At 68.9% G+C, this 25,234-nt stretch carries 24 protein-coding genes; 3 read left to right on the top strand and 21 right to left on the bottom strand.

What is annotated here, in order from left to right:
• Nucleotide 1: 1 nt before the first annotated feature.
• The 8 genes from ACWDTS_RS05640 to ACWDTS_RS05605 form a co-directional block, all read right to left on the bottom strand.
• Entirely contained in the window at nucleotides 2-1,168 is a 1,167-nt protein-coding gene (locus tag ACWDTS_RS05640) for an ABC transporter ATP-binding protein (RefSeq protein WP_450117755.1), read from the bottom strand.
• A 28-nt stretch (nucleotides 1,169-1,196) separates the two neighbouring features.
• Nucleotides 1,197-2,378: an acyl-CoA dehydrogenase family protein gene (locus ACWDTS_RS05635; RefSeq protein ID WP_450117754.1), complete on the bottom strand. Its 1,182-nt coding sequence runs from the start codon at nucleotides 2,376-2,378 to the stop codon at nucleotides 1,197-1,199.
• A 61-nt stretch (nucleotides 2,379-2,439) separates the two neighbouring features.
• A complete protein-coding gene (locus ACWDTS_RS05630; protein WP_450117753.1) occupies nucleotides 2,440-2,724 on the bottom strand; it encodes a hypothetical protein in 285 nt (94 codons plus the stop codon).
• Between the two features lie 88 nt (nucleotides 2,725-2,812).
• Nucleotides 2,813-3,877 (bottom strand): extracellular solute-binding protein, encoded by a 1,065-nt coding sequence (locus tag ACWDTS_RS05625; protein WP_450117752.1) that lies wholly within the window; start codon nucleotides 3,875-3,877, stop codon nucleotides 2,813-2,815.
• Nucleotides 3,878-3,968: 91 nt separating this feature from the next.
• Nucleotides 3,969-5,222, bottom strand: a complete 1,254-nt coding sequence (locus ACWDTS_RS05620) for an acyl-CoA dehydrogenase family protein (protein ID WP_450117751.1) — start codon at nucleotides 5,220-5,222, stop codon at nucleotides 3,969-3,971.
• Nucleotides 5,223-5,466: 244 nt separating this feature from the next.
• Nucleotides 5,467-6,636 carry an amidohydrolase family protein gene (locus tag ACWDTS_RS05615; protein WP_450117750.1) on the bottom strand — a complete coding sequence of 390 codons (1,170 nt, stop codon included), beginning with the start codon at nucleotides 6,634-6,636 and terminating at the stop codon, nucleotides 5,467-5,469.
• Between the two features lie 133 nt (nucleotides 6,637-6,769).
• Nucleotides 6,770-7,987 carry a CaiB/BaiF CoA transferase family protein gene (locus tag ACWDTS_RS05610; RefSeq protein WP_420752279.1) on the bottom strand — a complete coding sequence of 406 codons (1,218 nt, stop codon included), beginning with the start codon at nucleotides 7,985-7,987 and terminating at the stop codon, nucleotides 6,770-6,772.
• Between the two features lie 203 nt (nucleotides 7,988-8,190).
• Nucleotides 8,191-8,997: an SDR family NAD(P)-dependent oxidoreductase gene (locus ACWDTS_RS05605; RefSeq protein WP_450117749.1), complete on the bottom strand. Its 807-nt coding sequence runs from the start codon at nucleotides 8,995-8,997 to the stop codon at nucleotides 8,191-8,193.
• Between the two features lie 202 nt (nucleotides 8,998-9,199).
• On the opposite strand from ACWDTS_RS05605, the gene ACWDTS_RS05600 reads away from it, so the two are divergent.
• The 3 genes from ACWDTS_RS05600 (at nucleotide 9,200) to ACWDTS_RS05590 (ending at nucleotide 12,179) form a co-directional block, all read left to right on the top strand.
• On the top strand, nucleotides 9,200-9,928 hold the full coding sequence (locus ACWDTS_RS05600) for a FadR/GntR family transcriptional regulator (RefSeq protein ID WP_231610541.1): 729 nt from the start codon (nucleotides 9,200-9,202) through the stop codon (nucleotides 9,926-9,928).
• A gap of 134 nt (nucleotides 9,929-10,062) precedes the next feature.
• Nucleotides 10,063-11,346, top strand: a complete 1,284-nt coding sequence (locus ACWDTS_RS05595) for an MFS transporter (protein ID WP_450117748.1) — start codon at nucleotides 10,063-10,065, stop codon at nucleotides 11,344-11,346.
• A 113-nt stretch (nucleotides 11,347-11,459) separates the two neighbouring features.
• Nucleotides 11,460-12,179, top strand: a complete 720-nt coding sequence (locus tag ACWDTS_RS05590) for an SDR family NAD(P)-dependent oxidoreductase (RefSeq protein WP_450111585.1) — start codon at nucleotides 11,460-11,462, stop codon at nucleotides 12,177-12,179.
• A gap of 64 nt (nucleotides 12,180-12,243) precedes the next feature.
• Here ACWDTS_RS05590 and ACWDTS_RS05585 read toward each other — a convergent pair whose 3' ends face one another.
• The 13 genes from ACWDTS_RS05585 to ACWDTS_RS05525 all read right to left on the bottom strand — a co-directional run bounded on the left by ACWDTS_RS05585 (nucleotide 12,244) and on the right by ACWDTS_RS05525 (nucleotide 25,210).
• Complete coding sequence (locus tag ACWDTS_RS05585) at nucleotides 12,244-13,137, bottom strand: TIGR03619 family F420-dependent LLM class oxidoreductase (protein ID WP_450111586.1); 894 nt, start codon at nucleotides 13,135-13,137, stop codon at nucleotides 12,244-12,246.
• Nucleotides 13,138-13,258: 121 nt separating this feature from the next.
• Complete coding sequence (locus tag ACWDTS_RS05580; protein WP_450111587.1) at nucleotides 13,259-14,350, bottom strand: phosphotransferase family protein; 1,092 nt, start codon at nucleotides 14,348-14,350, stop codon at nucleotides 13,259-13,261.
• Complete coding sequence (locus ACWDTS_RS05575) at nucleotides 14,350-15,639, bottom strand: acyl-CoA dehydrogenase family protein (RefSeq protein ID WP_450111588.1); 1,290 nt, start codon at nucleotides 15,637-15,639, stop codon at nucleotides 14,350-14,352. The genes ACWDTS_RS05580 and ACWDTS_RS05575 overlap by 1 nt, the downstream gene beginning before the upstream one ends.
• Nucleotides 15,640-15,680: 41 nt before the next feature.
• On the bottom strand, nucleotides 15,681-16,823 hold the full coding sequence (locus tag ACWDTS_RS05570) for a thiolase family protein (RefSeq protein WP_450117747.1): 1,143 nt from the start codon (nucleotides 16,821-16,823) through the stop codon (nucleotides 15,681-15,683).
• On the bottom strand, nucleotides 16,820-17,251 hold the full coding sequence (locus ACWDTS_RS05565) for a Zn-ribbon domain-containing OB-fold protein (protein ID WP_450111590.1): 432 nt from the start codon (nucleotides 17,249-17,251) through the stop codon (nucleotides 16,820-16,822). The genes ACWDTS_RS05570 and ACWDTS_RS05565 overlap by 4 nt, the downstream gene beginning before the upstream one ends.
• Nucleotides 17,248-17,730 (bottom strand): Zn-ribbon domain-containing OB-fold protein, encoded by a 483-nt coding sequence (locus ACWDTS_RS05560; RefSeq protein WP_450111591.1) that lies wholly within the window; start codon nucleotides 17,728-17,730, stop codon nucleotides 17,248-17,250. Before ACWDTS_RS05560 ends, ACWDTS_RS05565 begins: the two co-directional genes overlap by 4 nt.
• Nucleotides 17,727-18,914: a thiolase C-terminal domain-containing protein gene (locus ACWDTS_RS05555; protein WP_197252255.1), complete on the bottom strand. Its 1,188-nt coding sequence runs from the start codon at nucleotides 18,912-18,914 to the stop codon at nucleotides 17,727-17,729. Before ACWDTS_RS05555 ends, ACWDTS_RS05560 begins: the two co-directional genes overlap by 4 nt.
• Nucleotides 18,915-18,959: 45 nt before the next feature.
• A complete protein-coding gene (locus ACWDTS_RS05550; RefSeq protein WP_450117746.1) occupies nucleotides 18,960-19,775 on the bottom strand; it encodes an SDR family NAD(P)-dependent oxidoreductase in 816 nt (271 codons plus the stop codon).
• Nucleotides 19,772-20,599: a mycofactocin-coupled SDR family oxidoreductase gene (locus ACWDTS_RS05545; RefSeq protein ID WP_450111593.1), complete on the bottom strand. Its 828-nt coding sequence runs from the start codon at nucleotides 20,597-20,599 to the stop codon at nucleotides 19,772-19,774. The genes ACWDTS_RS05550 and ACWDTS_RS05545 overlap by 4 nt, the downstream gene beginning before the upstream one ends.
• Before the next feature lie 31 nt (nucleotides 20,600-20,630).
• The gene (locus ACWDTS_RS05540) at nucleotides 20,631-21,722 is read right to left on the bottom strand and encodes an ABC transporter substrate-binding protein (RefSeq protein WP_450117745.1); all 1,092 of its coding nucleotides are present in this window, start codon (nucleotides 21,720-21,722) and stop codon (nucleotides 20,631-20,633) included.
• 41 nt (nucleotides 21,723-21,763) lie between these two features.
• The gene (locus ACWDTS_RS05535) at nucleotides 21,764-22,528 is read right to left on the bottom strand and encodes an SDR family NAD(P)-dependent oxidoreductase (RefSeq protein WP_248676241.1); all 765 of its coding nucleotides are present in this window, start codon (nucleotides 22,526-22,528) and stop codon (nucleotides 21,764-21,766) included.
• Between the two features lie 107 nt (nucleotides 22,529-22,635).
• Nucleotides 22,636-23,679, bottom strand: coding sequence for an NADP-dependent oxidoreductase (locus ACWDTS_RS05530; RefSeq protein WP_450111596.1), 1,044 nt, complete (start codon nucleotides 23,677-23,679; stop codon nucleotides 22,636-22,638).
• Between the two features lie 37 nt (nucleotides 23,680-23,716).
• The gene (locus tag ACWDTS_RS05525; protein WP_450117744.1) at nucleotides 23,717-25,210 is read right to left on the bottom strand and encodes a class I adenylate-forming enzyme family protein; all 1,494 of its coding nucleotides are present in this window, start codon (nucleotides 25,208-25,210) and stop codon (nucleotides 23,717-23,719) included.
• Nucleotides 25,211-25,234: the final 24 nt, after the last annotated feature.

Genomic DNA, 25,234 nt, shown 5'->3' with positions numbered 1-25,234 from the left:
CTCACCCCGCCAGGGCGCCGACGAGCGCCTGCTTAGGCATCGCGAGCGCGTTGCCGTCGGTGTCGAAGGTGCGACCGTCGATCGGTTCGAACGCGAGAACCATCGCCGCGCCCCGGGAGACGGTCCGCGGTGCCCGGGACGAGTCGTACGTCGGGATCCGGGCGTGCAACTGCCGCCGTGCCGAACCCTCGACCGCCACCGAACACATGACATCCAGATGCAGGCCACCGTATTCGACATCGTCGACGTGCACCGCGATCCCGGCCTCGCCGGATCGCAGATCCGCCGCATCGGCGACGAGGCGCACCTTCTCCGGCCGCAACCGGATCACGAACGAGCCCACCGACGCCGCCGCTCGCGGCTGCATGCCGTGGATCTCGGCGCCCAGTGCGTACCACCGGCCGTCGACGTACTCGCACGGCAGCCGGTTCGACATGCCGGTGAAGCCGGCGACGTATTCGTCGACGGGTTCCTCGAACACCTCCCGCGGGGGGCCGATCTGCACGATCTGCCCGGCGCGCATGATCGCCATGCGGGTGCCGAGGGCGAGCGCCTCGCTCTGGTCGTGGGTGACGAACACCGCGGTGAACGGCTTGCGCTGGTGCAGATCGTGCAGCTCGGCGCGGACCTGGTCGCGGAGCCGGGCGTCCAGGTTGCTCAGCGGCTCGTCGAACAGCACGAGGTCGGGGTGCGAGACGAGACCGCGAGCGAGCGCGACGCGCTGCTGCTGCCCACCGGAAAGTTCGGCGGGCAGCCGGTCGAGCAGGCGTTCGCAGTCGACGAGGGCCGCGGTCTCCTCGACCCGGCCGCTGTGGAGCGCGTCGGTGAGCTTGCGGGACTTGAGGGGGTACGCGATGTTCTTGCGGACGGTCATGTGGGGCCACAGGGCGTACGACTGGAACACCATGCCGATGAACCGCTTGTCGGGGGTCAGGTTCACTCCCCGCGCGCCGTCGAAGACGACCTGGTCACCGAGGGTGATCGAACCGCTCGCGGGTTGTTCGAGCCCGGCGAGGCATCGCAGCGTGGTGGTCTTGCCGCAGCCGGACGGGCCGAGCAGCACCAGGAATTCGCCGTCCTCGATCTCGAGGTCGAGGTGGTCGACGGCCACGGTCGGGGGCTTGCCGTCGAAGTTTTTCAGCAACTGGCGGATCGAGACATGGGACATCGTGGACTCACTTTCTGACCGGCAGGAATCAGGCCTCGGGGGCGAACAGGGCCGACGCCGGCTCGCGGAGACGGTCGGGGTTCGGGGCGTCGTCGGAGCGGGCGCTGTCGGTCGCGAGCAGATACAACCGTTGCGCGTGATCGTCCGCGCTTCCCCACAGCACGCTCGAGCCCAGGGCCCGGCGGTAGTAGAGGTGGGCGGTGTGTTCCCAGGTGAAGCCGATGCCACCGTGTACCTGGACGTTGGCGGCGGTCGCGAGGTCCGCCGCGTCCCCGCATGCGAGTGCGGCGATGGCGGCCGCTTCGGCGAGATCGCGATCGGCACCCTCCTCGACAGCCCAGATCGCATGTGCCACAGCTGAATCGGCGAGTTCGACGGCGACGGCCACTTCGGCGAGCATGTGCTTGATGGCCTGGAACTCGCCGATGACACGGCCGAACTGGACGCGTTCCTTCGCGTAGGCGACCGCCGCGTCGAGGCACGCGCGGGCGACTCCGAGGCTGTCGCACGCCAGCGCCACGAGAGCCTGATCGCGCACGCGGCCGGGTTCGGGGCGGTCGGTGAGCAGGGTCGCGGGGACGTCCTCGGCGTGGACTCGCGCCAGACCTCGGGTGGCGTCGGTCGTCTGCATCGGTTCCACCGTCAGATGGGTACGGTCGACCGCGTAGAAGCCCAGGGATCCGTACCGGTCGACAGCGTGGACCAGGACCGTGTCCGCCGCAGCTGCGTCGAGCACGAACTCCGCTCGGCCCGTGAGGGTCACGCCCTCGCCGCCGTCGACGGCACGGAAGGTGCCGTCACCGGGCGTGTCGAGATCGTCCCCGGGGACCACGGTGGCGACGATCCTCGTTCCCGAGGCGATCTCCTCGAGGAGGTCGCGGGCGAGGGGGTGCTCTGCGCAGCGCGCGAGAGCGGTGGCGGCGATGACGCTGCCGAGGACCGGGACGCGGGTCAGTTCCGCGCCGAGGGTTTCGAGGACGGCCGCCACGGTGGCGTAGGAGGTTCCGAGTCCGCCGTGAGTTTCCGGGACGGCGAGGGCACCGACTCCGATCTCGCGGCCGAGGACGGACCACAGGTCGTGGTCGAGGGGACCGTCGCGGTAGACCCGCTCGGACCGTCCGTCGGCCGGGTCGGCTCTGCCGACGGCGGCCCGGATGGTGTCGACGAGGAGCGCCGTGTCCTCTGCGCCGACCGCGCTCGAGAGAATCATGCTGTCGCCTTTCCTGGGGGTGCCGGAGCCGGATGGACTGCTGCCGGCGTCGGGGATCTGCTCAGTCCGAGGACGGGAGGGGGCGGGCCTGCTTCTCGGCGAGCACCGCGTCGCCGATCGCCAGGGGGCCGGCGCCGGGCCGTACGCACAGCACCTCGACTCCCCCGCCCTCGTATCGCTTTCCGATGAGCAGTCCCGGATTCGTCGCCGCCGCGGCGGCCGGTGCCGCGTCGGCGGACATCGGCTCTCCCCCGCACAGCAGGGGGCCGGCCACGTTGCCGTCCACACGGACGATCACGACTTCCGCGCCGCACACGGGGCTCTTGAGACGTTCTCCGACCTTCATGTTTCATTCCTCTCGTGTCCGGGACCGGATCGGTCACCGGAGGCTCGCCGGGGGTGCCGGGATCGGCGCCCCCGGCTGCCGGGGGTTGTTACTGGCTGGAACCGAACAGCCGCGCGAACTCGGCCCGGAAGGCCTCGGTGTCGTCGGCGGTGACGATCCGGCTGTTGACCCAGATGTCGTCCGCGGACGTCGCGGCCGTGGAGATGCCGGGCAGCACGGAGCCGGCGCGGTCGGCGACGGCCTCCTGTCCCGCCTTGGTCACCAGGAAGTTCGCGAACAGCTGTGCGGCGTTGGGATGGGGCGCGTTCGCCAAGACTCCGGTGAGGAAGGGAGCACCGAAGACCGGTGAGGGCAGACCGGAATCGACGGGCGCGCCGGCCTCCTTCTCCGCGGTGAGCGGCATGGTGTAGACGGCTGCGGCGATTTCACCGGAGGTCAGCGCCTGGGCCATCGCCTGGGCGCCCGGGTAGGTGCGGGGCTTCTGGCCCGCGAGCTTCTCGACGAAGTCGGGCGACACCGTGTCACCCAGGAAGTCGTAGAAGTCCACGACCGCGGACGACACCGGAAGCATCACACCGATCTTCCCGTCCGCGAGCGAGGGATCGAGCAGCCCCTCGTATCCGTCGATGCCGTCCGGGACCCGGCTGGTGTTCCAGCCGTAGGTGAGAACCGCAGCCGACGAGAGGAAGATCCGGTCGTCGTCGCGCAGGAACTTCTCACGGTCGAACTCGGCGGCGCCGAAGGCGGGGCCGGTGACCGGGGCGAAGTACCCCTCGGCCAGGCGCGTGTCCACCCAGGGCCGGGAGGCGGTTGCGATGACGTCGGCCGTATGACGACCGGTTTCCGCTTCCGCCGCGAGCTTGGTCTGGAGGTTGGCGTCGTTGTCGCGCACGATCTCGACCTCGATGCCGTACGCCGACTCGAATCGGGAAGCGAGTTCCTGGAGGTTGTCCGTCGGCTGGCCGGTGAAGTAGGTGACCGAGCCCTCCTGCTCGGCGGCCTCGACGAGCTCCGCCCAGGCGCTGTCTCCGGCGGGGCCGAGATCGTCGGCGGAGACCTCGGTCGTGGCACCGGATCCACACGCAGCGACAGCGAAGGTCACTGCGGCGATACCCATTCCGGCGATCGAGCGACGAAGCGACGCGAATCTCATGGCAGACCTTTCGGGGGGTTTCTGAAAGAGTCGAACGACCGTGCGCCGGGGACGCACGGGGGTGGAACGGTGGGACGGTCGCGGAGGGTGCTCAGCTTCCGGAGGTGGCACGGCCGTGGACGCGATTGCGCGCCTCACGCCAGGTCAGACCGCGGTCCGCACGAGCCTCCGCGGGGAGTCCCAGAAGCCGCTCGGCGACGATGTTGCGCTGGATCTGATCCGAGCCGCCGGCGATGCTGTAGCCGGGGGCGCCGAGAACGTGCGCATTCCATTCGTAGGTACCGGGGATACCGGTGTCGGCGATCAGGTTGCGGCCCAACACCGTTCGGGCTGCAGCGGAGACCGCGGCAAGCTTGTCGACCCACTGGATCTTGCGGACCGATCCGATCGCCGAGGGAGCGGCTCCGCCGTCGCGCGCCTGACGGTCGCGCAGCAGATCCACCGCGGCCAGCTGCTGACGCAGATACACCCGGGCCAGCTGCTCCCGCACGCGCGGGTCCTCGTCACGGCCGAGCCGCCGGGCCGTGGCGACGAGCTGGGAGAACTGTCCGCCGACGTTCGCGGTGTTCGAACCGCCCTCGCGCTCGAAGGCGAGCGTGGTCAGGGCGACGGACCATCCCTTTCCCACCTCTCCGAGACGCAGGGAGTCGGGGATGCGGACCCGATCGAGGAACACCTCGTTGAAGCTGCTGCCTCCGGACATCTGCCGGATCGGGCGGATCTCGACGCCGGGGGCGTCGAGGGGCACGAGGAACGCGGTCATGCCCTGGTGCTTGGGCTGATCGGGATCGGTGCGGGCGATGAGTTCACCCCATTCGGCGAACTGCGCTCCGGACGTCCAGACCTTCTGCCCCGAGACGATCCAGTCGTCACCGTCCCGCACCGCACGAGTTCCCAGATTCGCGAGGTCGGAGCCGGCATCGGGCTCGGAGAACAGTTGGCAGGCAAGAAGTTCACCGCGAAGCATCCGCGGCAGGAACCGCTGCTTCTGCTCGTCGGTACCGAGGAGCCTGATGGTGGGGGCGATGAGGTGCAGAGTGACCGAGACGAGCTCGTGCGGCGGGAGCGGGCACAATTCGTTCTCGATCCGCGCGAAGGCTTCGGCGATCTCGGTTCCGGCTTCCGTGCCGCCGTACTCGCTCGGCCATCCGAGCGCTCCGTAGCCGGCGTCGAACTTCTCGCGCTGCCAGGTGCGGTGGCGGTCGAGGAGCGCTCGCTCCTCGTCTTCGCCGAGATCGTGAAAGACCGAGACGTCGTACTCGTCCTCGCGGACGGTGAACGCCAGTCGGGCCAGGGTGTCGGTCACCCAGGTGCGGGCACGGGTCTCGAATTCCGAGAGGGACATGAATACTCCACTGGCTGAGGCTGTCCGGGGGACGGGACAGTCGGGCTTCTGGTCGGTCCGCGGCCGGTGGCAGAAACTATCCGCTCGGCATCCATTGGGAACATACGCATATTAACGGAGATTTGGATCACAGTCCAGCAGTGCGGGAGACGCGTGTCACCCCGCGATCGCCGGCCCGGCGCGGACCGCCGGTGCCGGCCCCGCACGTCGCGCGCGAGGGGCCGGCACCTGGGACTCGAGGACGTCAGTCCAGGTTGTAGAGGGCCGCGGCGTTGTCGTGGAGGATCTTGCGCGCGTCTTCCTCCGACAGGTGCGCGAAGTTGCGCCGGAGGTAGTCGTCCGGGCGGATGGCATCGCTCGCCGGTCCCGGGGACATGGACGTGGGGTGGGGGTAGTCGGTCTCGTAGAGCACGTTGTCGGCGCCGAGCTGCTCGATCGCGCTGCGTGCGGAATCCTGCTCGAACCAGAAGCAGCCGAAGATCTGCCGCTTGAAGTATTCGCTGGGCAGCAGTTCGTAGTTCGGGTGCTCCTTGTGCACGCCGCTGTTCCGCCACTGCCAGTCCATGCCCTCGAGCGCGAACGGCATCCAGCCGATACCCGATTCGACCGAGACGAACTTCAGATCCGGGAAACGGTCGCAGATGCCGCCGAAGATGAGCTGGGAGATCGTCCGGGCGTTGTCCATGAAGAACGAGATGCCCATCATGCCGTAGTTGGCCGCCACGCCGTTGCTCTCGTGCCCGAAGCCGCTCAGATCGACCTCACCGGAGGCGATGTGGAAGTTGATCGGCAGCTTCTTCTCCTGCGCCGACGCCCACAGCCGGTCCCAGTACGGGTCGGTCAGCATCGGCAGCCCGAAGGCGGCCGGGTTCTGGGTGAACACCAGGCCCTTGTGCCCGGCGGCCGCGACACGCTCGACCTCGGCGAGGGTGGCCTCCATGTCCCAGAAGGGCAGGATGCCCACCGGGACGTAGCGGCCCGGCGCGAACTGCGCCCATTCGGTCAGGTAGTCGTTGTAGGCGCGGACACACTCGAGCTGCAGTTCGTTGGAACCGTTGGACTGCAGCGTCTTCTGGCTGAAGACCGCGACGTTCGGGTACAGGATCTGCGCGTGGATGCCGTAGTCGTCCATGAGCGCCAGGCGCTTGCCCGGATCCCACGAGCGCGGATCGGTGTCGACGAAGCGCGGAGGGCAGCTCGGCGGGTACTCGTGCCAGCCGGCCATCGCCGGGGCGCCGACGGCGCTCATACGGGTACCGGAGACGAACCACGCCTCGTCGCCGTGCGCCTCGTCCCACCGCACGTGGGGAACGAGATCGCCCCACTTCTTCGACATCCGGGACGTCCACAGGTCCGGCGGCTCGACGACATGGGTGTCGGTGTCGATGATCTTGATATCTCGAAGGTCGTACACGAGAACTCCTCTTGTGGAGATAGGGAAGGGAAACTGTCGGTGCGCAGGTGCGCGGAAGGCGGCGACCTCGGGTCGCAGCCGGAAGGCTCCGTCGGATCGGGCCGGAATCTCTGTCCGGTCGGGCGGAGAGGCTCTACTTGATCGCACCGGCGATCTTGAGTTCGACGATGCGGTCCCAGTCCAGACCGTGTTCGAGCAGCACCTCGTCGGTGTGTTCTCCGTGGTGAGGGGCTCGCGTCAGCGTCGGGGCCTGCCCGCCGAAGGAGGTCGGTGCCGTCACCATGTCCAGGGTCCGCCCGTCCTCGTACTCGACGGTGCGGACGAAGCCGTTGGCCAGGGCCTGCGGATCCGACAGCACGTCGATCGGCTTGCGGAAGACGTCCCACTGGCCTTCCTGCTTGCCGAGGATGTCGGTCCACTCGGCGAGGGTGCGCTGTTCGAAGACCTCGGTCAGGATCGCCGTGCACTCACGGGAATTGCGCGCGCGGTCCTCGAAGGTCGCGAAGCGCGGATCGTCGATCAGGTGGGACAGGCCGATCGCCTCGCACAGGCCGGGCCAGAACTTCTGGCTCTGCAGCAGCGCGAGATGGATGTAGCGACCGTCGCTGGTCCGGTAGATGTTCGAGACGGGATTGACCGGGTTGTGGCGGTCGGGATACGGCAACTCGTCGGCGCCGATCATCTGGCAGCCCGCGATCGTCGCCTGCATCGCCCACGCACCGACGGAGAACAGCGAGGTATCCACGACGATGCCCTCACCGGTGCGTTCACGGTGGAGGAGGCCGGCCGCGATCCCACCGGCCAGGGCCATGCCGCTCTGGGAGTCGCCGAAGGCGGGTCCCGGCATGTTGGCGGGCCAGTCCAGGTCGTCCGGAGCGATGGACCCGGCGGCCCCCGAGCGTGCCCAGTAGGTGATGCCGTCGAAGCCGCCCTTGTCGCTGTCCGGGCCGGCCACGCCCTGGGCGGTGCCCCGCGCGTACACGATCCGGGGATTGCGGGCGAAGATGTCGTCGACGTCGATGCCGAGTTTGGCGCGCGCATCGGGCAGGAAGTTGGTCATGAAGACGTCGGCGGATTCGACGAGCTTCATGAGGACCTCGCGGCCCTCCGGGTGGGCGATATCCAGTGCGACGGCACGCTTTCCGCGGTTGTTGATCTCGAACAGGCTCGCGAGGCCGTCGACGTGGGCGGGGACGCCCCAGGCCGCGGTGGACCGGGTGGGGTCGCCGAAATCCGAGTGCTCGACCTTGACGACGTCGGCTCCCCAGTCGGAGAGGATCGCGGCCGCCGAGGGGACGAACGCGTACAGCGCCACCTCTACGACCTTGATCCCGTTCATCACCGTGGTCATCGAGTGTTCTCCTTCGTCGTCTCGCGGCCGCGAACGGCCGCGCGCAGGATGGGAAGTCAGCGCCGAACGACTCCGCGAGAGGCGGGTCCGGAATTCGGCGGATGCTCGGACGTGAGCTGAAAACACCGTAACTATAGCAATGTTTTGTGCGTTGTACATCACAATTTTTCGGGAGGCCGCGAGGCGACGCCGCGCGGGGTTGGTCAGTAGAGCGACTCGCCCCCGTCCACCACGAGGTTCGTGCCGGTGACGAACGCCGAATCCGGACTCGCGAGATACAGCGCGGCAGCGGCCATGTCCGCCGGGGTTCCCGCCCTACCCATGGGCACGGTCGCGGCCCGCTCGTCGAACAGGTTGTTGCGGTCCTGGGAGAGAGGGGTCGCCGTGATACCGGGCGACAGCGCGTTCACGCGCACCCCGGTGGGCGCGAGCTCGTAGGCCGCGAGGCGGACGAGCTGGTTGAGTCCCGCCTTCGAGGTGCCGTAGGGAACGAGCGAGGGACGCGCACCGAGCGCCCGGATCGAAGAGACGACGATGATGGACCGGTTTTCGTCCGTGCGCTCGACCATCGATCGCGCCGCCGCCTGCACGCAGAGGAACGTCCCCGTGAGATTCAGGTCGATGCAGTCCTGCCACTGCTGCGGTGTGAGTTCGAGGAAGGGCACCACGCTCCCGCTGCCGGCATTGGCGACGAGTACGTTGAGCGGCCCGTTCCGGTCCTGGGCGGTTTCGAACATCGCGGCGATCGAATCCGCGTCGCTGATGTCCGCGACGACGCCCGAGACCCGGGCCGTGTCCTCGCACCGCGTCTGCAATCTCCCGACCGCCGCGTCGAGCACCGCCGGCCGGCGTGCCGCGAGGGAAACCGTGGCGCCCGCTTCGAGCAGACGTTCGGCGATCCCGTAGCCGATTCCTTCGCTGCCCCCGGTAACCAGGACGTGCTGACCGGCGAGAGTCCTTGCGCCCGTATTCGTTGCGGAAATTTCGCGTGTAGGTGTGTTCTGAGTCATAGAAAGTGGTATAGCATTAACCAACCGAAACATACATATATTTGGGGGTAGCCTTGATCGTGGAACTCCCTCCCTATACTCGGCCGCACGATCATCCCCCGCCCGGACGAGTGCGGGTCCCTTCAGAGACGACGAGGACACCATGACTCGCAACTTCACGAGTTCGCAGTCGGATACCGCCGCGCGGCGACGCGCGGTGGCCATGACTCGCAACGAAAAGGTCTCGCGCACCGTGGCACGCATGGTCGCCAGGGAGATCGCAGACCGTCAGCTCGCCCCCGGTTCGCCCCTCGAGGCCGAATCCGAGATGGCGCGGCGCTTCGGCGTCGGCCGTGCGTCCGTTCGCGAGGGGCTGCGCCTGCTCGAGGCCCAGGGCCTGGTGACGGTACGGCAGGGACTCGGCGGCGGACCCATCGTCTCCGAGCCCACGGGGAGCGAATTCGGTGACACCCTGTCGATGTATCTGCAGGCGAAAGGCGTTCGATTCCGTGAGGTCGCCGAGGCGGCACTGGAGATGGAAGGCCTCGCGGCCGCGATGCTCGCCGATCGCGTCGCAGCGGGCGAGGACGTCGATCTCGACGCACTGGCCGGCAAACACATCGTGCCGGAGATGTCCGACGACGAAGTCATCGACACCGCAGTCGGATTCCACCAGACACTGCGGGAGATGTCCGGAAACTACATCCTCACCCTCACCGGGTCGGCGCTCGCGCACATCTACACCTTCCGCATGCTCGAAGCGCACCCCGATGTCTGGGACGACGAGGAGCGCGAAGGCTTCGAAGGACCCCACAAGGCGATCCACAACGCCATCGCCGCCGGCGAGTCCGAACTTGCCCGCCGTCTCGCACGCGAGCACATGCGCGAGGTGATCGACAATCTCTCCGCTCTGAACCCCCGGATGCTGAACGAACGCGTGGATTGGCGCTGACTCTCCCACCTTTCGGTCTCGACCTGCATCCCGGGCACCCACCCGTGACCTGAACATCGACCCCCGGCGATCCGGCGCGCCCGCACGGCCGCCGGATCGTCGCCGCAGGTCGTCGTACCGAACCGGAGATCAGCTTGCCGTCGAAACCTGTTGCCGATCCGAAACGTCCACGCGGGCGCACCGCACTCCCCCGCGCGGGCTGGGCGGTCGCCTTCGCTACGGTCGGGGTGTTCATGGGTATCGGGGTCGTGAGCCCGATCCTTCCGTCCGTGTCCAGCGAACTCGGCGGGTCGCCGGCCCAGGTGTCCCTGCTGTTCACCAGCTACATGGCGGTGATGGGCCTGGCGATGGTGGTCACCGGATGGGTTTCGAGCCGGATAGGAGCACGTACCACCCTGCTGATCGGCCTGTCGCTCATCGCACTCGCCGCGGTGGGGTCGAGCGCATCGTGGGCCCTCGGGCAGATCATCGGATTCCGCGCCGGCTGGGGGCTCGGCAACGCACTGTTCGTCGCGACGGCCCTGGCCGCGATCGTGGCGACGATGCCCGGACACCATTCACGCGCGATCACCTGCTACGAAGCCGCAGTGGGCGCCGGGATCGCCACCGGCCCGCTGCTCGGTGGCATCCTGGGGCAGATCTCCTGGCGCGCCGCGTTTCTCGGCTCCGCCTCCCTGGTGGCACTGTCCTTCGTCGTTCTGGCGGTGGTTCTTCCTCGCACGCCGGGAGCAGCCGAACCGACCGCGATCACCGCACCCTTTCGCGCCCTCGCCCATCGGGGGCTGTTCTCGGTCGCCGCGGTGTCGCTGCTCTACCATCTCGGACTCTTCGCGTTGTTCTCCTACGGACCGTTCGTGCTGGGATTCTCGCCCGTTCGAACAGGTTTCATCTTCTCCGGCTGGGGCGTGTGCCTGGTGTTCGCGTCCGTCGTGGCCGCACCCCGCCTGAGAGTATCGGTGGGCGCTGTACCGACCGTCGCGGCCGCTCTCGTCCTGTTCGCGACGACTCTCGCGATCGTCGCCGTCTTCACGGACAACCGCGCGGTCGTGACGACCTGCATCATCGTCTCCGGCCTGTTCGTCGGACTGCTCAATGCGCTCGTGACCGAGATCGGGATGCAGGTGTCCACCGTGGACGGAGCCACCGCGGCGGCGAGCTACAGTTTCGTCCGCTTCGGCGGCGGCGCCTGCGCGCCGTGGCTTGCCGGGTGGCTCGGCGAGGTCACCAACCCGCACGTGCCGTTCGCGGCGGCCGCGGGCGCCACCGCACTCGGACTGGGCGCCCTTGCATTCGGCCGACGAAGCCTGTCCGAGCTACCCCGACGCGGAGCTCCCGGTCCGCGGCGCCACGACCCGCAGACCCCCACGGAGGGCGGGCCGATCGCGCCTGCCGCCGCCCCTTCCACGAGCAGGGGGTGACGTAGACCACTGGACGCGCTATGCTTCCTAACACCACAAATATAGTCATGTTTTCGGGCGCTCGTCTGCCGCCCGGACGGCAGCTACCCCTCCCGGCATCGAAAGGCCCCGTCATGAGCGAAGTTTCCCTCGGATCCGGTTCCGTCGTCGTGACCGGCGGAACCGGTGGTCTCGGCACCGCGGTCACCGAACGTCTCCTCGCGACCGGCTCGCGGGTCGTCGTCCCCTGGTACGACGAGGCCGAAGCGAGTCGGCTGACGCCACACCCCGATCTCGTCCTCGTCAAGGCCGATCTGTCCGACGAGAACGACGTCGAGCGGGTCGTCGGCCTCGCCACCGCGGACGAATCCCGGCCGTTGACCGGACTGGTCAACCTCGTCGGAGGCTTCCACTCGGGGAGCCGCGTCCACGAGACACCCGTCGACGTGCTCGACGCTCAGCTCTCCCTCAACCTGCGGATCGCCTACCTCGTCACCCAAGCGGCACTGCCCGAACTCATCCGGCGCGGCGGCGGTTCGGTCGTGTGCATCGGTTCGGCAGCCGCGACACACCCGTTCCCGGGCGCCGCCGGCTATATCGCCTCGAAAGCCGCTGTCGCAGCGCTGGTGCAGAGCATGGCGGTCGAGTACGCTCCCGACTCGATCCGTGTCAACGGCCTGGTGCCGTCCATGATCGACACCCCTGCCAACCGACAGGCCATGCCGAACGCCGACACCTCCTCGTGGGCCCGCCCGGCCGACATCGCCGAGGTCATCGCGTTCCTGCTGAGCGACTCCGCCCGGTCGGTGACCGGCGCACTGATCCCCGTCACCGGGACCACCGCCGGTCATTGATCGCACACCCCGTGGACGCAGGAGGACCCCGCAGCCGAAGCCGCGGGGTCCTCCTGCGTTCGGTTCACCGAAGGCCCGACGCGGCCCTCACGCCGAGCCGGTCCGCGAGGGCCGCCAGGTTTGCACGTCGCTCCGCGACGGTCGCGCCCTTCCAGCCCGCGTCCGCCCACACGACGAGGTCGTCGAGTCCGTGTTCCCGATACCGTTCGAGATCGGCCGCGGTGGTCTCCTCGGTCACCTCGACCCGCACGTAGCACGGGAACTCCGTGTTCCCGCCCGTCTCCAGGCGGTGCCGGCGCAGGACGCCCACCAACTCCACGGCCTCCTCGAAAGTGGGTGTGCCCGAGGAGATCCAGGCGTCACCGAGACGAGCTGCACGAGCAAGCGCGCGGGGCCCGTTGCCCCCGTAGACGACCGGCACGGCCACGGGTCGAGGATGCAGCCGGACCTCGTCGAACCGATAGAAGGTGCCCTCGTGGGAGAACGACTCGCCGCCCCACGCCTTGCGCAGGATCTCCACGCATTCGTCGGTGCGGGAGAACCGCCCGGCGAAGGGCACGTCGAGCGCGGCGAACTCCTCTTCGAGCCATCCGGCGCCGACACCGAACAGCAGCCTCCCGCAGCTGAGTTCCTGAACGGTGATCGTGCTGCGCGCGGTGTGCAGGGGATGACGCAGCGCGGTGACATACACGGCCGTGCCGAGCCTCAAGCGTTCGGTGACCGCCGCGATCGCCGCGTGCAGGGCGAGCGGATCGGTGAGTTCGGTCGTGTCGTCGACGATCGGCCCCGAGTGATGCTGGCGGGTCCCCGCCGACGGGTGCTCGCTCGCGTACGCGGCCGGGTGCAGCACGTGCTCCCCCAGCCACAGCGCGTCGAACCCCAGTTCGTCGGCGGCGCGGGCCAGCTCGAGCGCGTCGTGGGGGGTGGTTCCGTAGGTGCACAGTCCGAGCGTGGACACGGTCTCTCCTCGAGGTCGGGTGACGGCGACATTCGTGTGGTGGCGGCGTTCGTAGAACGCCGAAGGGGCACGTCCGATGGCACGAGGCGGCCGGACGTGCCCCTTCGAGGCGGACTCCCGGTCAGGCCGGGAGCAGCCCGAGCGCCCGGCGCGCGAGCGGCGCGACGAGCTCCCCGCGCTGTCCCATCCGCGGATCGGTGGTCTCCCCGCGCACGAACCGCGCGTAGAGCTGCTGCAGGATGACCACGGTCTTCCAGCAGCCGAAGGCCTCGTACCAGTCGATGCGCGAGAGGTCGAGCTCGCTGCCCGAGGCGTACCGCTCGACGATCTCCGCCCGCGACGGCAGATCGAGGGCGTGCATCCCGGGAACGACGATGAAAGCCGCGTCCGACTCGGGAGCCACGGTCCGGTCCGGCCAGTAGTTGAGCAGGGTGCCCAGGTCCACCAGCACGTCACCGGTGGTGGCCATGTCCCAGTCGAACACCGACTTCACCCGATCGGGGTTCTCGTGCGGGAACTGGCAGTTGTCGACCTTGTAATCGTTGTGCACGATCCCGGCCCGCTGACTCGCCGGAATATCGGCCCGGATACGACGGCCGACCTCCTCGACGAGTTCGGCGACCTCGCGTCCGGGCGCGTACTCGGCAACCGCGTCCCACCGGGCCGACCAGCCGGCGACCTGCCGTTCCAGATATCCCTCCGGCCGGCCGAGATCGGCGAGATCACACGACGCCGGGTCGACCGCGTGCAGATCGGCGAGCGCATCGACCACGGCGAAACCGATCCGCCTTCCGGCATCGGCGTGCTGCGCCATCGAGTCCGGGATCTCGTCCCAGACCACGACTCCTTCGCGGTACTCGGAGACGAAGAACTCGGCCCCCACGACGGAGGTGTCCGCGCAGTGCAGCAGCGCGCGCGGAGCCCGGTCGTATGCGCGGTACAGGCGGGAGAGCACCCGATGCTCACGCGCCATGTCGTGTGCGCCGCGCGCGATCTTCCCGAAGGGCGGTCGCCGCACGACCAGAGGCCGGTCTCCGAAGGACACCCGGTAGGTCAGATTCGCCGAGCCGCGCGGGAACTGCAGCACGGAGAACTCCCCGTCGAGTCCGTCGACGTGGGACCGCAGGTACGTCTCGAGCGCGTCCCAGTCGAGTTCCTCACCGGGACGGACGGGGGCGACCTCGACGCGCGGCTCCTCCGCGACACCGGTCATCACTGCACCCCCAAGGCGGGCAGCCCGAACTTGGCCTCCGCTGCGGCGTCCTGGGCGAGCAGGTGGGCCGTGGGGAACAGTCCCTCGGCCGGCGTCGCCGTCTTCAGCAGCTGCTTGGCGATCTGCTGCTTGTGCAGTTCGGTCGCGCCGTCCGCCAGGCCCATGTGGTAGCTCTCGAGCAGCCACTTGCCGAACGGCATCTCGGTGGAGATGCCGAGCGAGCCGTGCAGCTGGATCGCGCGGGAGACGACGTTGTTGAGGACCTTCGGCATCACCATCTTCACGGCGGAGATGTCTGCGATGACCTTCTTGTAGTCGTCGAGCCGATCGATCTTCCACGCGGTGCGCAGCACGAGGAGACGGAACTGCTCGAGGTCGACCCACGACTCGGCGATCATGTCCTGCACCATCTGCATGTCCGCGAGCGAGCGGCCGCGGGTCTGCCGCGACACGGCGCGTTCGAGCATCATCTCCAGCGACGCCTTGACCAGGCCGACGGTGCGCATCGCGTGGTGGATGCGACCGCCGCCGAGCCGGGTCTGGGCGACGGCGAAGCCCTCGCCCTCCTCCCCGAGCAGGTGGTCGGCGGGGACACGCACGTCGGTGTAGCGGATGTAGGCGTGGGTGCCCTCGGATTCCTGGTGGCCCCACACGCTGACGTTCCGGACGATCTCGATGCCCGGCGTGTCCATGGGGACGACGAACATCGACGCCCGCTTGGTGCGGGGGGCGTCGGGGTCGGTCACGGCCATCACGATGAGGAACGACGAGAACCGAGCGTGCGAGGAGAACCACTTCTCGCCGTTGATGACGTAGTGGTCGCCGTCGCGGACGGCGCGGGTGACGAAGCTCGTCGGGTCCGAGCCGCCCTGGGGTTCGGTCATCGAGTAGCAGGAGACGATGTCGCCGTCGATGAGCGGCTGCAGATAACGCTCCTTCAGTTCCGGTGTGCCGTAGTGCGCGAGGATCTCCGCGTTCCCGGAGTCGGGCGCCTGGCACCCGAACACGACCGGGCCGCTGTGGGTGGCGCCGAGGATCTCGTTGAGCAGCGCGAGCTTGAGCTGGCCGTAGCCGGGACCGCCGAGCTTGGGGCCGAGGTGGCACGCCCACAATCCCTGCTCGCGCACGATCTGCTGCAGCGGCTTGATGAGCTTGTTGCGCGTCGGGTCGGTCACGTCCCACGCGTGTTCGATGACGCGGTCGACGGGCGCGACCTCCTCGTCGACGAACTTCTGAACCCAGTCCAGCTTCGCCTGGAACTCGGGGTCGGTTTCGAAATCCCATGCCATGTCGATCGTCTCCTGCCGTTGTCGTGAAGATTCGGGGGTGGTCAGCGCGTGAGGACGGTGCACGCACTGATGCCGGGGGCGCCGTAGACGTGGGTGAACCCGACCTTCGGATCACCCGGCACCTGCCGGTCTCCGGCGGCGCCGCGCAGCTGCACGACGTTCTCGTACACCTGGCGCAGGCCGGTGGCACCGATCGGTTCGCCGTTGGCGAGGCAGCCCCCGTCGGTGTTGACGGGAATCGCCCCGCCGATCTCGGTGGCGCCGGACCGGATGAGGGTCTCCTGCTCGCCGTGCTTGCACAGGCCGGTCTCGGCGAGGTGCATGATCTCGGCGCCGGCCTCGGTGTCCTGGATCTGCGCGACGTCGACGTCGCTCGGGTCGATCCCGGCGGCCTCGAACGCCGCCCGGGAGGCGGTCACCGTCGGCCCGTCGGCCCGTTCGGGTGAGGTCCACGGGCTGAACACCTCGAACGAGCCGAACAGCCGGGACCGCAGTTCGGCGGCCTCGAGGAAGACCGGGGTGTCGGTGTAGCGGGGGGCCTGGTCGGCGCGCGCGAGCACGAGCGCGACCCCGCCCTCTGCCGGGGAGCAGAACATGTACTGGGTGAGCGGGTCGTTGACCATCGTGGCGCCGGCGATCTCCTCCTCGGTCAGAGGGGTGCGGCGCCACGCGTGCGGGGCGAGCGAGCCGTTACGGAACGCCTTGGCTGCCACCGTGGCCAGCAGCGATTTCGGCAGTCCGTGTTCGACGAGGTACCGCTGGATCTTCATGGCGAAGAACTGGGTGGTGACCATCATCCCGGACTCGCCGTACCAGCGGCCCAGCCCGTTGTCCTCGGGGCGTGGGTTGAACGCGCCGCGGGGATGCTTGTCGAACCCGACGACGAGACCGAGATCGGCCTCGCCGGACCGGATCCGGCTGACCGCCGAGGTCAGCGCGCTGCCGCCGGTGGCGCATCCGTTGGAGACGTTGACGAAGGGCAGTCCGGTCAGGCCCAGGGTGGACACGAGGGTATCGGCGTTGCCGGCGGAATCGCTGCCGCCGTAGGCGAACTGGATGTCCTTGAACTCGACTCCGGCGTCGGCCATCGCCTGCCGGGCCGCGTAGGCGCCCTGTTCCAGGCCGCTCACGCCCTCGGTGCGGCCGAACCTGTGGATGCCGATACCGACGATCGCGACCTTCATGCCGTCTCCTCCTTGCTCGGTGCGAATGCGAAGGTGACGACCTCGGTGCCGTCGTCGTCGACGTGGTTGACGATGCTGCACAACCGCATCGGCATCCCGATCTCCAGTGACTTCGGGTCGTTCACGGTGAGGCGGGACTCGACGATCACGTCACCGAGGTCGATGTAGCCGACTCCGAAGGGGGTGAACGGTTCGGTGTGCAGGAACGGCTTCTTCGGGGCGAAGGACTGCACGGTGTAGGACCAGAGCACCCCCTCGGTGGGCAGTGCCTCGGGGTTCATCTCCGCGGCGCCGCAGCGGGGGCAGCTGTGCTGGATCGGGAAGGTGACGGTCGCGCAGCGGGCGCAGCGGGCACCGCGCAGCGCGCTGCTCGGGTCGTCGTCCGCGAACAGGACCGGGTCGATCGGTCGGGTGGGTGCCGTGGTCATTCGTCCTCCTCGGTTCCGGCGCTCGCGCGCTCGGTGTCGATCTCCCAGACGGGCAGGACCACGGGGTTTCCGGCGGCATCCTCCCCGAGGTCCTCGAAGGTGCAGCGGACGGGGGTGCCGGCGGTGACCTCGGCACGACCGGGCAGGTTGCCGATCAGCCGCACGCCGGCCTCCTCGCCGTCGAGGTCGACGACGATCACGGTGTACGGCACCGGGAACAGCGGATGGACCTGATGTTCGACGACGGTGTGGCTGTACACGGTGCCGGTCTGCGGCGCCGGCGTCCACGCCACGTTCGTGCTGCCGCAGTGCACGCAGCGCGGGCGCGGCAGGTGGATGCGCCGGCCGCAGTCCTCGCAGGTGAGGATCTCGATACGGCGCTGGGCGGCGGCGGAGAAGAAGCCGGCGCTGCCCCGTTCGGTGACGAGGGGGCGGAGCCGGGCGGTGGTAGCCGCGCTCGCGGCTGCTGCGGCGCTCATGCCGCCACCAGGATCAGCGCGGATGCCGCCGGCGGCGGAGCCGAGGTGACCAGGGAGACCTGTGCACCCTCGACCTGACTCGTGGAGGTGCCGCGGATCTGCCGCACCCCTTCGACGACGTGGTTCATTCCGTGGATGTATCCCTCGGACATGTGTCCTCCACTGGTGTTGATCGGTATCGCTCCGCCGAGATCGATCTGGCCCTCGGCGAGGAAGTCGCCGGTGTCGCCGCGCTTGCAGAACCCGTAGTCCTCGAGCTGGATGAGGGCGGTGATCGAATAGCAGTCGTAGATCTGGGCGACGTCGACGTCCGCCGGTCCGAGACCGGCCCGGCTGTAGAGCGTCTCCTGGCACTCCCGCGACGGCAGCGCGGTGATGTCCTCGCGCATGAGCGTCGGGTACATCAGGCCCGGCTGCGGATGACGGCAGGTCGACATCGCGACCGACCGGATGAGCGCCGGAGCCTGCCGCAGGTCCTTCGCGCGTTCGGCGGTGGTGACGACGACCGCTGCGGCACCGTCGGTTTCGAGACAGTAGTCGAACAGCCGCAGCGGCGACGACAGCATGCGCGAGTCGAAGTAGTCGTCGAGCGTCATCGTCCGGTCGTACATCTGCGCGGCCGGATTCGCATTGGCACGCTTGCGGGTCACCAGAGCGATCTGCGCCAGTTGCTCGGAGGTCAGACCGGTCTGCGTCATGTAGCGCTGGGCCACCAGCGCGAAGTACTGGCCGGACGAGAGCAGCCCGTAGGGGCCGAAGAACTCCTCGAAAGTCTCGTTGCCGCCCACCTCCGGGGTGACGACCGGAGACAAACCGAAGCGGCGGCCGGAGCGGCCGTTGAGCGAGCGGAAGACCACGACGGTGGTCGCCTGACCACTCATGATCGCGGCGACGGCCTGGGCGACCATCGCGGCCGGGCCGGAGCCGCCGGGGCCGGCTTCGCCCCAGTAGGTCAGGTGCGGGACGCCGAGGCCGTCGGCGAGGGCCGCGCACGAGACCAGGTCCATGTCGTTACGGACGACGCCGTCGACGTCGGCCGGGGTCAGTCCGGCGTCCTCGAGGGCCGCCGCGGCGGCCTCGACGGCGAGCGCCGTGACGGAGACACCGGAGTCCTTCGAGAACGCGGTGGTTCCGATTCCTGCGATGGCGCAGGCATCCCTGCGCCAGGTCGGGTCGGTGGGCATGTGTGAGTCACCTCTGTGTCGTGCCCGCTGCGAGCGGGCGGGAAGTCAGTTCGCGGTCAATCCGCCGTCGGCGGCGATCGCGGCGCCGGTCACGAAGGAGGCGTCGTCGGACAGGAGGAAGGCCACCACGGACGCCATCTCGGCCGGTTCCGCCGAGCGCCCGAGCGCGGTGTTCTCCACCACCCGGCTGCGGGTCGGTTCCGGTTCCGGGCCCTGCAGCGCCCGTGAGTTCACGCGCAGGCCCGTGGTCACGAGACCGGGGCACAAGCAGTTCGCTCGGATGTTCCGGTCCGCGTAGCCCATGGCAACCGACCGGGTGAGCTGCAGGACACCGCCCTTGGACGCGTCGTAACCAGGGGTGTTCAGGTTGGTCGCCACCAAGGATGCGACCGAGCCGACGGTGACGATCGAACCGCCGCCGGCCTCGAGCAGGTGCGGCAGGGTGGCACGCAGCGGCAGGAAGGTGCCGGTGAGGTTGACCCGCAGGATGCGTTCCCAGTGGGCGAGTTCCATCTCGTGGAGCATCGCCGTCCCGTTGACCCCCGCGCAGGTCACCACACCGTCGAGGCCTCCGAACTCGGCGACCGCCGCAGCCACGGCCTCCTCGACGGAGGCTTCGTCGCCGACGTCGCACCGCAGCCCCAGCGTCTGCGCGCCGGTCTCCGCAACCGCGTCGGACACCGACTCGGCGGCCACACCACGAGCATCGGTCACCGCGACCGCTGCGCCCTCGGCGGCGAGTCGCTTCGCGACGGCCTCGCCGATGCCGCTGCCACCACCGGTGACGAAGATCCGGCGTCCTTCGAGCCTGCGCGGCACCCGGGCGGTCTCGGGCCGGGTTTCGTTGTCCAGAGCAGTCACAGTCGTACCCCCGCATCGACCGGCAGTGCCACGCCGGTGATGAAACGGGCTTCGTCCGAGGCGAGGAACAACACGGCGTTGCTCATGTCCTCGGGCGCGACCCAGCCGATTCCCATCGGGTTGCGGTCCTTCGAACGCTCCCACAGGTCATCGGGCCCGGGGTTCTCGAGATCGGGCCCGAAGATCCGGAAGGTCGCGTCGTTGTGCAGCATCGGGGTCTCGACGGCGCTGGGGTTGACCGTGTTGACGCGGATCCCGTGCGGTCCGAGTTCGGTGGCGAGGGTCCGCATCAGACCGACGACTCCGCTCTTCGAGGCGTTGTAGTGCCCGATGTTGGCCGAGCCGAGCATCGCCTGGATGGAGCTGGTGATGACGATGGAACCGCCCCGGCCGCCGCGGATCATCTCGGGGACGACCGCCCGGACGGTGTGGAACACGCCGGTGAGGTTGACGTCGAGCATGTCCTGCCATTCGGCGTCGCTCAGCTCCCAGGTGGGCCGGAAGCCGACGATGCCCGCGTTGGCGCACACGATGTCGATGTACCCGAAGGTCCCGATCGCGTCGGCCACCGCCGCGTCGAGCTGCGACTGGTCCCGGACGTCGGCAACGCGGGACAGCACCTTCCGGCCGGTCGCGGCGACCAGCGCCTCGGTCTCCTTCAGGTCGTCCTCGGTGGCGAGGGGGTACGGCACCGAGCCGATCGGCGCGCACACGTCGAGGAGGACGACGTCCGCCCCTTCCTCGGCGAGACGCAGGGCGTGCGAGCGGCCCTGGCCGCGCGCCGCGCCGGTGATCAGCGCGACTTTTCCTTCAACTCTTCCCATGGGGGTGACTCCTTCTCCGGCGATCCCGGGACTACTGGTTGAACAGGCGGCCGAAGCGGGCCTTGAGATCCTCGAGTGCTGCCGGGGTCATCGCCTCGGTGTTCTGCGGGGCGACCTTGTCGACGGTGGTGACGGACGAGCCGATGTTCGGCAGGACCGCGGCGTTGCGGAACGAGATGGCTTCCTGACCGGCCGGCGTGATCATGTAGTTGGCCAGGACCTGTGCCGCGTTGGGATGCACGGCGTCGGCGAGGATCGCGGTGTACATGGGGGCGCCCCACACGACGTCTCCGAACGCCGAGTCGACGGGCGCGCCGGTCTGCTGTTCGCTCTTCTGGTCCTGCACGAACGCGGCGACGGCGATCTCACCGGAGGCGAGGGCCTGAGCCAGCGGCAGTGCGCTGGGGTAGATCCGCGGGGTCTGGGCGGCGAGCTTCTCGAGGAAGCCCTCTCCCCCGACCTGTTCGAGGTAGCTGTCGTAGAAGTCGACGTGGGCGGTCGAGGTGGGGGTGACGATGCCGATCTTCCCGCCGGCGAGGGACGGATCCAGCAGGTCGCTGTAGCTGTCGATGCCGTCGGGCTGTCGCTGGGTGTTCCAGCCGAAGGTCAGCACCGAGGCGTTGGTGACGAAGTAGCCGGTGTCGTCCTTCAGCGTCGTCACGTCGTATTCGCTCGCGGAGTCGGTGAAGGCGGGGCCGACGGGTGCGGCGAAGGCTCCGTTCGCGCCGTTCTCCACGGCCCAGGGGACGCTGGCCTGGGTGACGATGTCGGCGACACGGTTGCCGGTCTCCGCCTCCGCGCCGATCTTCTGGTGCAGGTTCGCGTCGACGTCACGCACGACGTTGAGACGGATGCCGTAGTCGGCCTCGAAACGGCGGCCGAGTTCGGCGAGAGCGTCCGCGGCGTTCGACGAGTAGATCGTGACCTCGCCCTCCGCCTTGGCCGCCTCGACGATCTGCTGCCAGGCATCATCCCCGGCCGGACCGGTGGATCCGATCGAATCGGACGAGATGCGGTCGTCGCCGCCGTTTCCGCCGCAGGCCGCGACAGCCGCCGCGAGAGCACCTGCGGTCAGGGCCGACAGGAAGGCACGCCGGGTGCGGCGGGTGTGGATGGGGTTCATATGGGGCTCCTGGTGGTCGGTCGGGGTGGGACCGAGATCTGTCACGGGGTGGAGGTGCGGCCGCCGTCGACGGGGATCACGGCGCCGGTGGTGTAGGTCGAGCCCGGTCCGGCGAGATACAGTGCCGCACCGACGATCTCGTCCGGATTTCCCGCGCGCTGGAGAGGCATCCCCCGGAACAGCTCATCGGCCGATTCCATGTCCCAGGCCTTGCTGATGTCCGTGAGGAAGGCACCGGCCATGATCGTGTTGACGCGCACGTTGGGCCCGTAGGCCTGGGCGAAGCCCTTGGTCAAGGTGTTGAGCCCCGCCTTGGCGGCCGCGTACGGCAGGTCGGTGGTCATCGGCCGCTCGGAGGCGATCGAGCTGATGTTGATGATCGATCCCCCGGAACCGGCCGCCATCCGGGGCCCGACGAGGCTGGTGAGCCGGAACGCGCCCTTGAGGTTGACGCCGATCACCTTGTCGAACAGTTCTTCGGTGACCTGGTCGAGGCTCGGGTACAGCGGCGCCATGCCCGCGTTGTTGACGAGGATGTCCAGGTGCCCGAACTCGTCGTAGATCCGTTCGACGAGTGGTTCGTGAGCGTCCCAGTCACCGACGTGGAAGGCGAGCGGAAGTGCCTTGCGGCCGGTGGTCTCGGCAACCTCGGCGGCCAGCTTCTCACAGCTGTCGACCTTGCGGCTGACGATGACGGTGTCGGCGCCGGCGTTCGCGAAAGCGAGAACCATCTCGCGGCCCAGGCCGCGGCTACCGCCGGTGACGAGCGCGACCTTTCCTTCGAGAGGAAGTGGATGCGAAGTCATGATGGCTCCTGTCGATGAGGTCGGCGCCGGGGGCGCCGAAGGGGTGGGAGGGTGCAGCGGGACACCGGCGTCACCATGGGCGACGTCGGGACGGTCCCGGTGGTGGGTCAGGTGGAGGGGGTGAGCGGAACGAGGGCCTTGCCGGTGGCGGCGCCGTCGAGCATCCCGACGAAGGCGTCCCATGCACCGGCGATGCCGCCGGGGAACTCGGTGTGGACGGGCCGGATCCGTCCGGTCCGGACGAGCCCGGCCATCTCGTCCTCGAACTGCTCGCGTGCGTCGAGATGGTCGGCCAGCAGGAAGCCTTCCATCCGGGCGCGGCGCCAGATCAGTTTCAGGAGATTGCTCGGACCGGGCACGGGTGCGGCGGAGTTGTAGACGCTGATCATCCCGCACAGGGCGATGCGGGCGTGGTCGGCGAGCACCCGGATGGCCGCTTCCAGCTGTTCTCCTCCGACGTTGTCGAAGTAGACGTCGAGAGCCGTGGCCCCGACTTCGGCCATCGCGGTACGCAGCAGGTCCTTCGCCGGCCCGTCGTGGTGGTCGAAGGCCGCGTCCGCTCCGAGTTCCTTTGTGAGCGCGACTTTCTCCGGCGATCCGGCACTCGCGATCACCACGGCGCCGCGCTGTTTCGCCAACTGGACGGCGGTGGACCCGACCGCGCCGGCCGCAGACGATACGAACACCACGTCGCCGTCTCGGACCTGCGCGATCCGGTCGATCCCCACCCAGGCCGTCATCCCCGGGATGCCGAGGACACTCAGGTGAAGAGCCGCGGGCAGGTCGTCGTGCCGGAGCCTGCGGCAGTCGCTCACGTCGACGAGACTTTCCGTGCGCCAACCGTATTCGTGGAGAACGAGCGAGCCCACCGGCAGCTCCGGCCGATCCGAGCGGGACACGACGCCGACCGTCGGCGCGAGCATGGGCGCATCGAGCTCGTACGGCTCGGCGTAGGAAGCCCCTCCCCCCATCCGGCCCCGCATGTAGGGCTCGACGGACATGACGAGATTCCGCACGCGGACCTGCCCGGGAGCAGGTTCGCCGAGAGTCGTCTCGACCAGTTCGACGTCGGTGGCGCGGGGGCGCCCGTTCGGACGTGCCCGAAGGACCCACTCGCGCCGGAGGAGTTCGGTGTCGACGGTGTCGGTCACGGCAATGCCTGTTCTCTCCACGATGCGGACGGCGGGGTCATCCTGCGAGGCCGGCGGTGACCTGTTCGACGAGGTCGCGGCGCACGAGTTTGCCGGTCGGGGTACGAGGCAGATCGTCGACGAACACCACGTCGTCGGGAGTCCTCGAGCCGCGCAGGCGCTCGCGGCACCACGTCCGGATCGCGTCGGCGTCGTCGTGGGCGTCCGCCGCCGGGACGATCACCGCGCAGATCCGTTCACCCCACTCGTCGTCGGGGGTGCCGATCACCGCCACCTCCCGCACCTGGGGATGATGCGCCAGCACGTCCTCGATCTCGGCCGGCGCGATGTTCTCACCACCACGGATGATGGTGTCGTCCGCGCGGCCACCGATGTAGAGGTAGCCGTCCTCGATCCGGGCGCGGTCCCGGGTGGGGAACCAACCGTCCGCGTCGAGCACCGAACCGTTACCCATGTACTCGCCGCTGACCTGCGCTCCGCGCACCCACAGCAGGCCCGTCTCCCCCTCGGGCAGTACGCGATCGCCGTCCTCCGAACGGATCTGCGCCTCGATACCGGGCACGATCCGGCCGGTCGAGGCGAGCCGGCCGCGCAGTTCCGGATTCGCGAAGGCCTCCCGATGGTCCTCGGGACCGAGGACCGCGATCGTCGAACTGGTCTCGGTCAGGCCGTAGGCGTTGACGAATCCGGTGTCGCCGAACGCCGCGAGAGCACGTTCGAGGACCGGTTGGGGCATCCGTGCGCCGCCGTAGGCGAGCGACCCGAGCGTGGGGACGGCGGCGGGCGCGCCGTCGAGGTGGTCGACGATGCGGGCGAGCATCGTGGGCACCACCATGGCGCTGGTGACCCCCTCCGTCCGGACGAGGTCGAGCCACCCCTGCGGCGTGAAATCGGGCAGGTAGACCATGCGGCGACCCGAGTAGACGTTGCTCAGGACGGCCCCGAGGCCTGCGATGTGATACGGCGGGGTGCTCACCAGGGTCGCGTGCTCCTCTGCCGCGGAACCGAATTCGACGGTGTTGAGGAGGTACGAGAGCAGGTGCCGGTGACGGAGCAGCACGTCCTTCGGAGCCGAGGTGGTACCGGAGGTGAACAGCACGATCGCCGTGCCCTCGTCCTCCGAGCGATCGGCCTCCAACGGCTCCGTCGCGTTCGCCAGTCCGAGGAATTCGTCCGTCGAGACGATGCGGCGCGCGCATCCGTCGAGTTTGGTCACGTACTCGGCGTCCGCCACGACCACCGGATCGTCGAGTCGGTCGATCAGTTCGAGCAATTGCGGGGCCGGAAGCCGGTAGTTCAAGGGAGCCAGGGGGATTCCGGCGCGCCCCGCTGCGAACATCAGCGTGGGGAGCACCGGACCGTTGACGCCGACGAAGACGACGTGGCGGGCTCCGAGTTCGGCGAGCAGGCCCGCACCGCGCGAAGCGAGTTCGTCGAGTTGCCGATAGGTCGTGCCGTTCGCCCGCGGACCCAGAGCGATCCGATCGGGGGTGGCGGCAGACGCCATGTCGAGGACCATCCCGATGCCCATATGACCACCTGTCTGTAGATGCCG

Source organism: Rhodococcus sp. NPDC003383, assembly GCF_053589115.1.
Note: the sequence above shows the minus strand (reverse complement) of the source record. Positions and strands in the feature narration are given on the sequence as shown.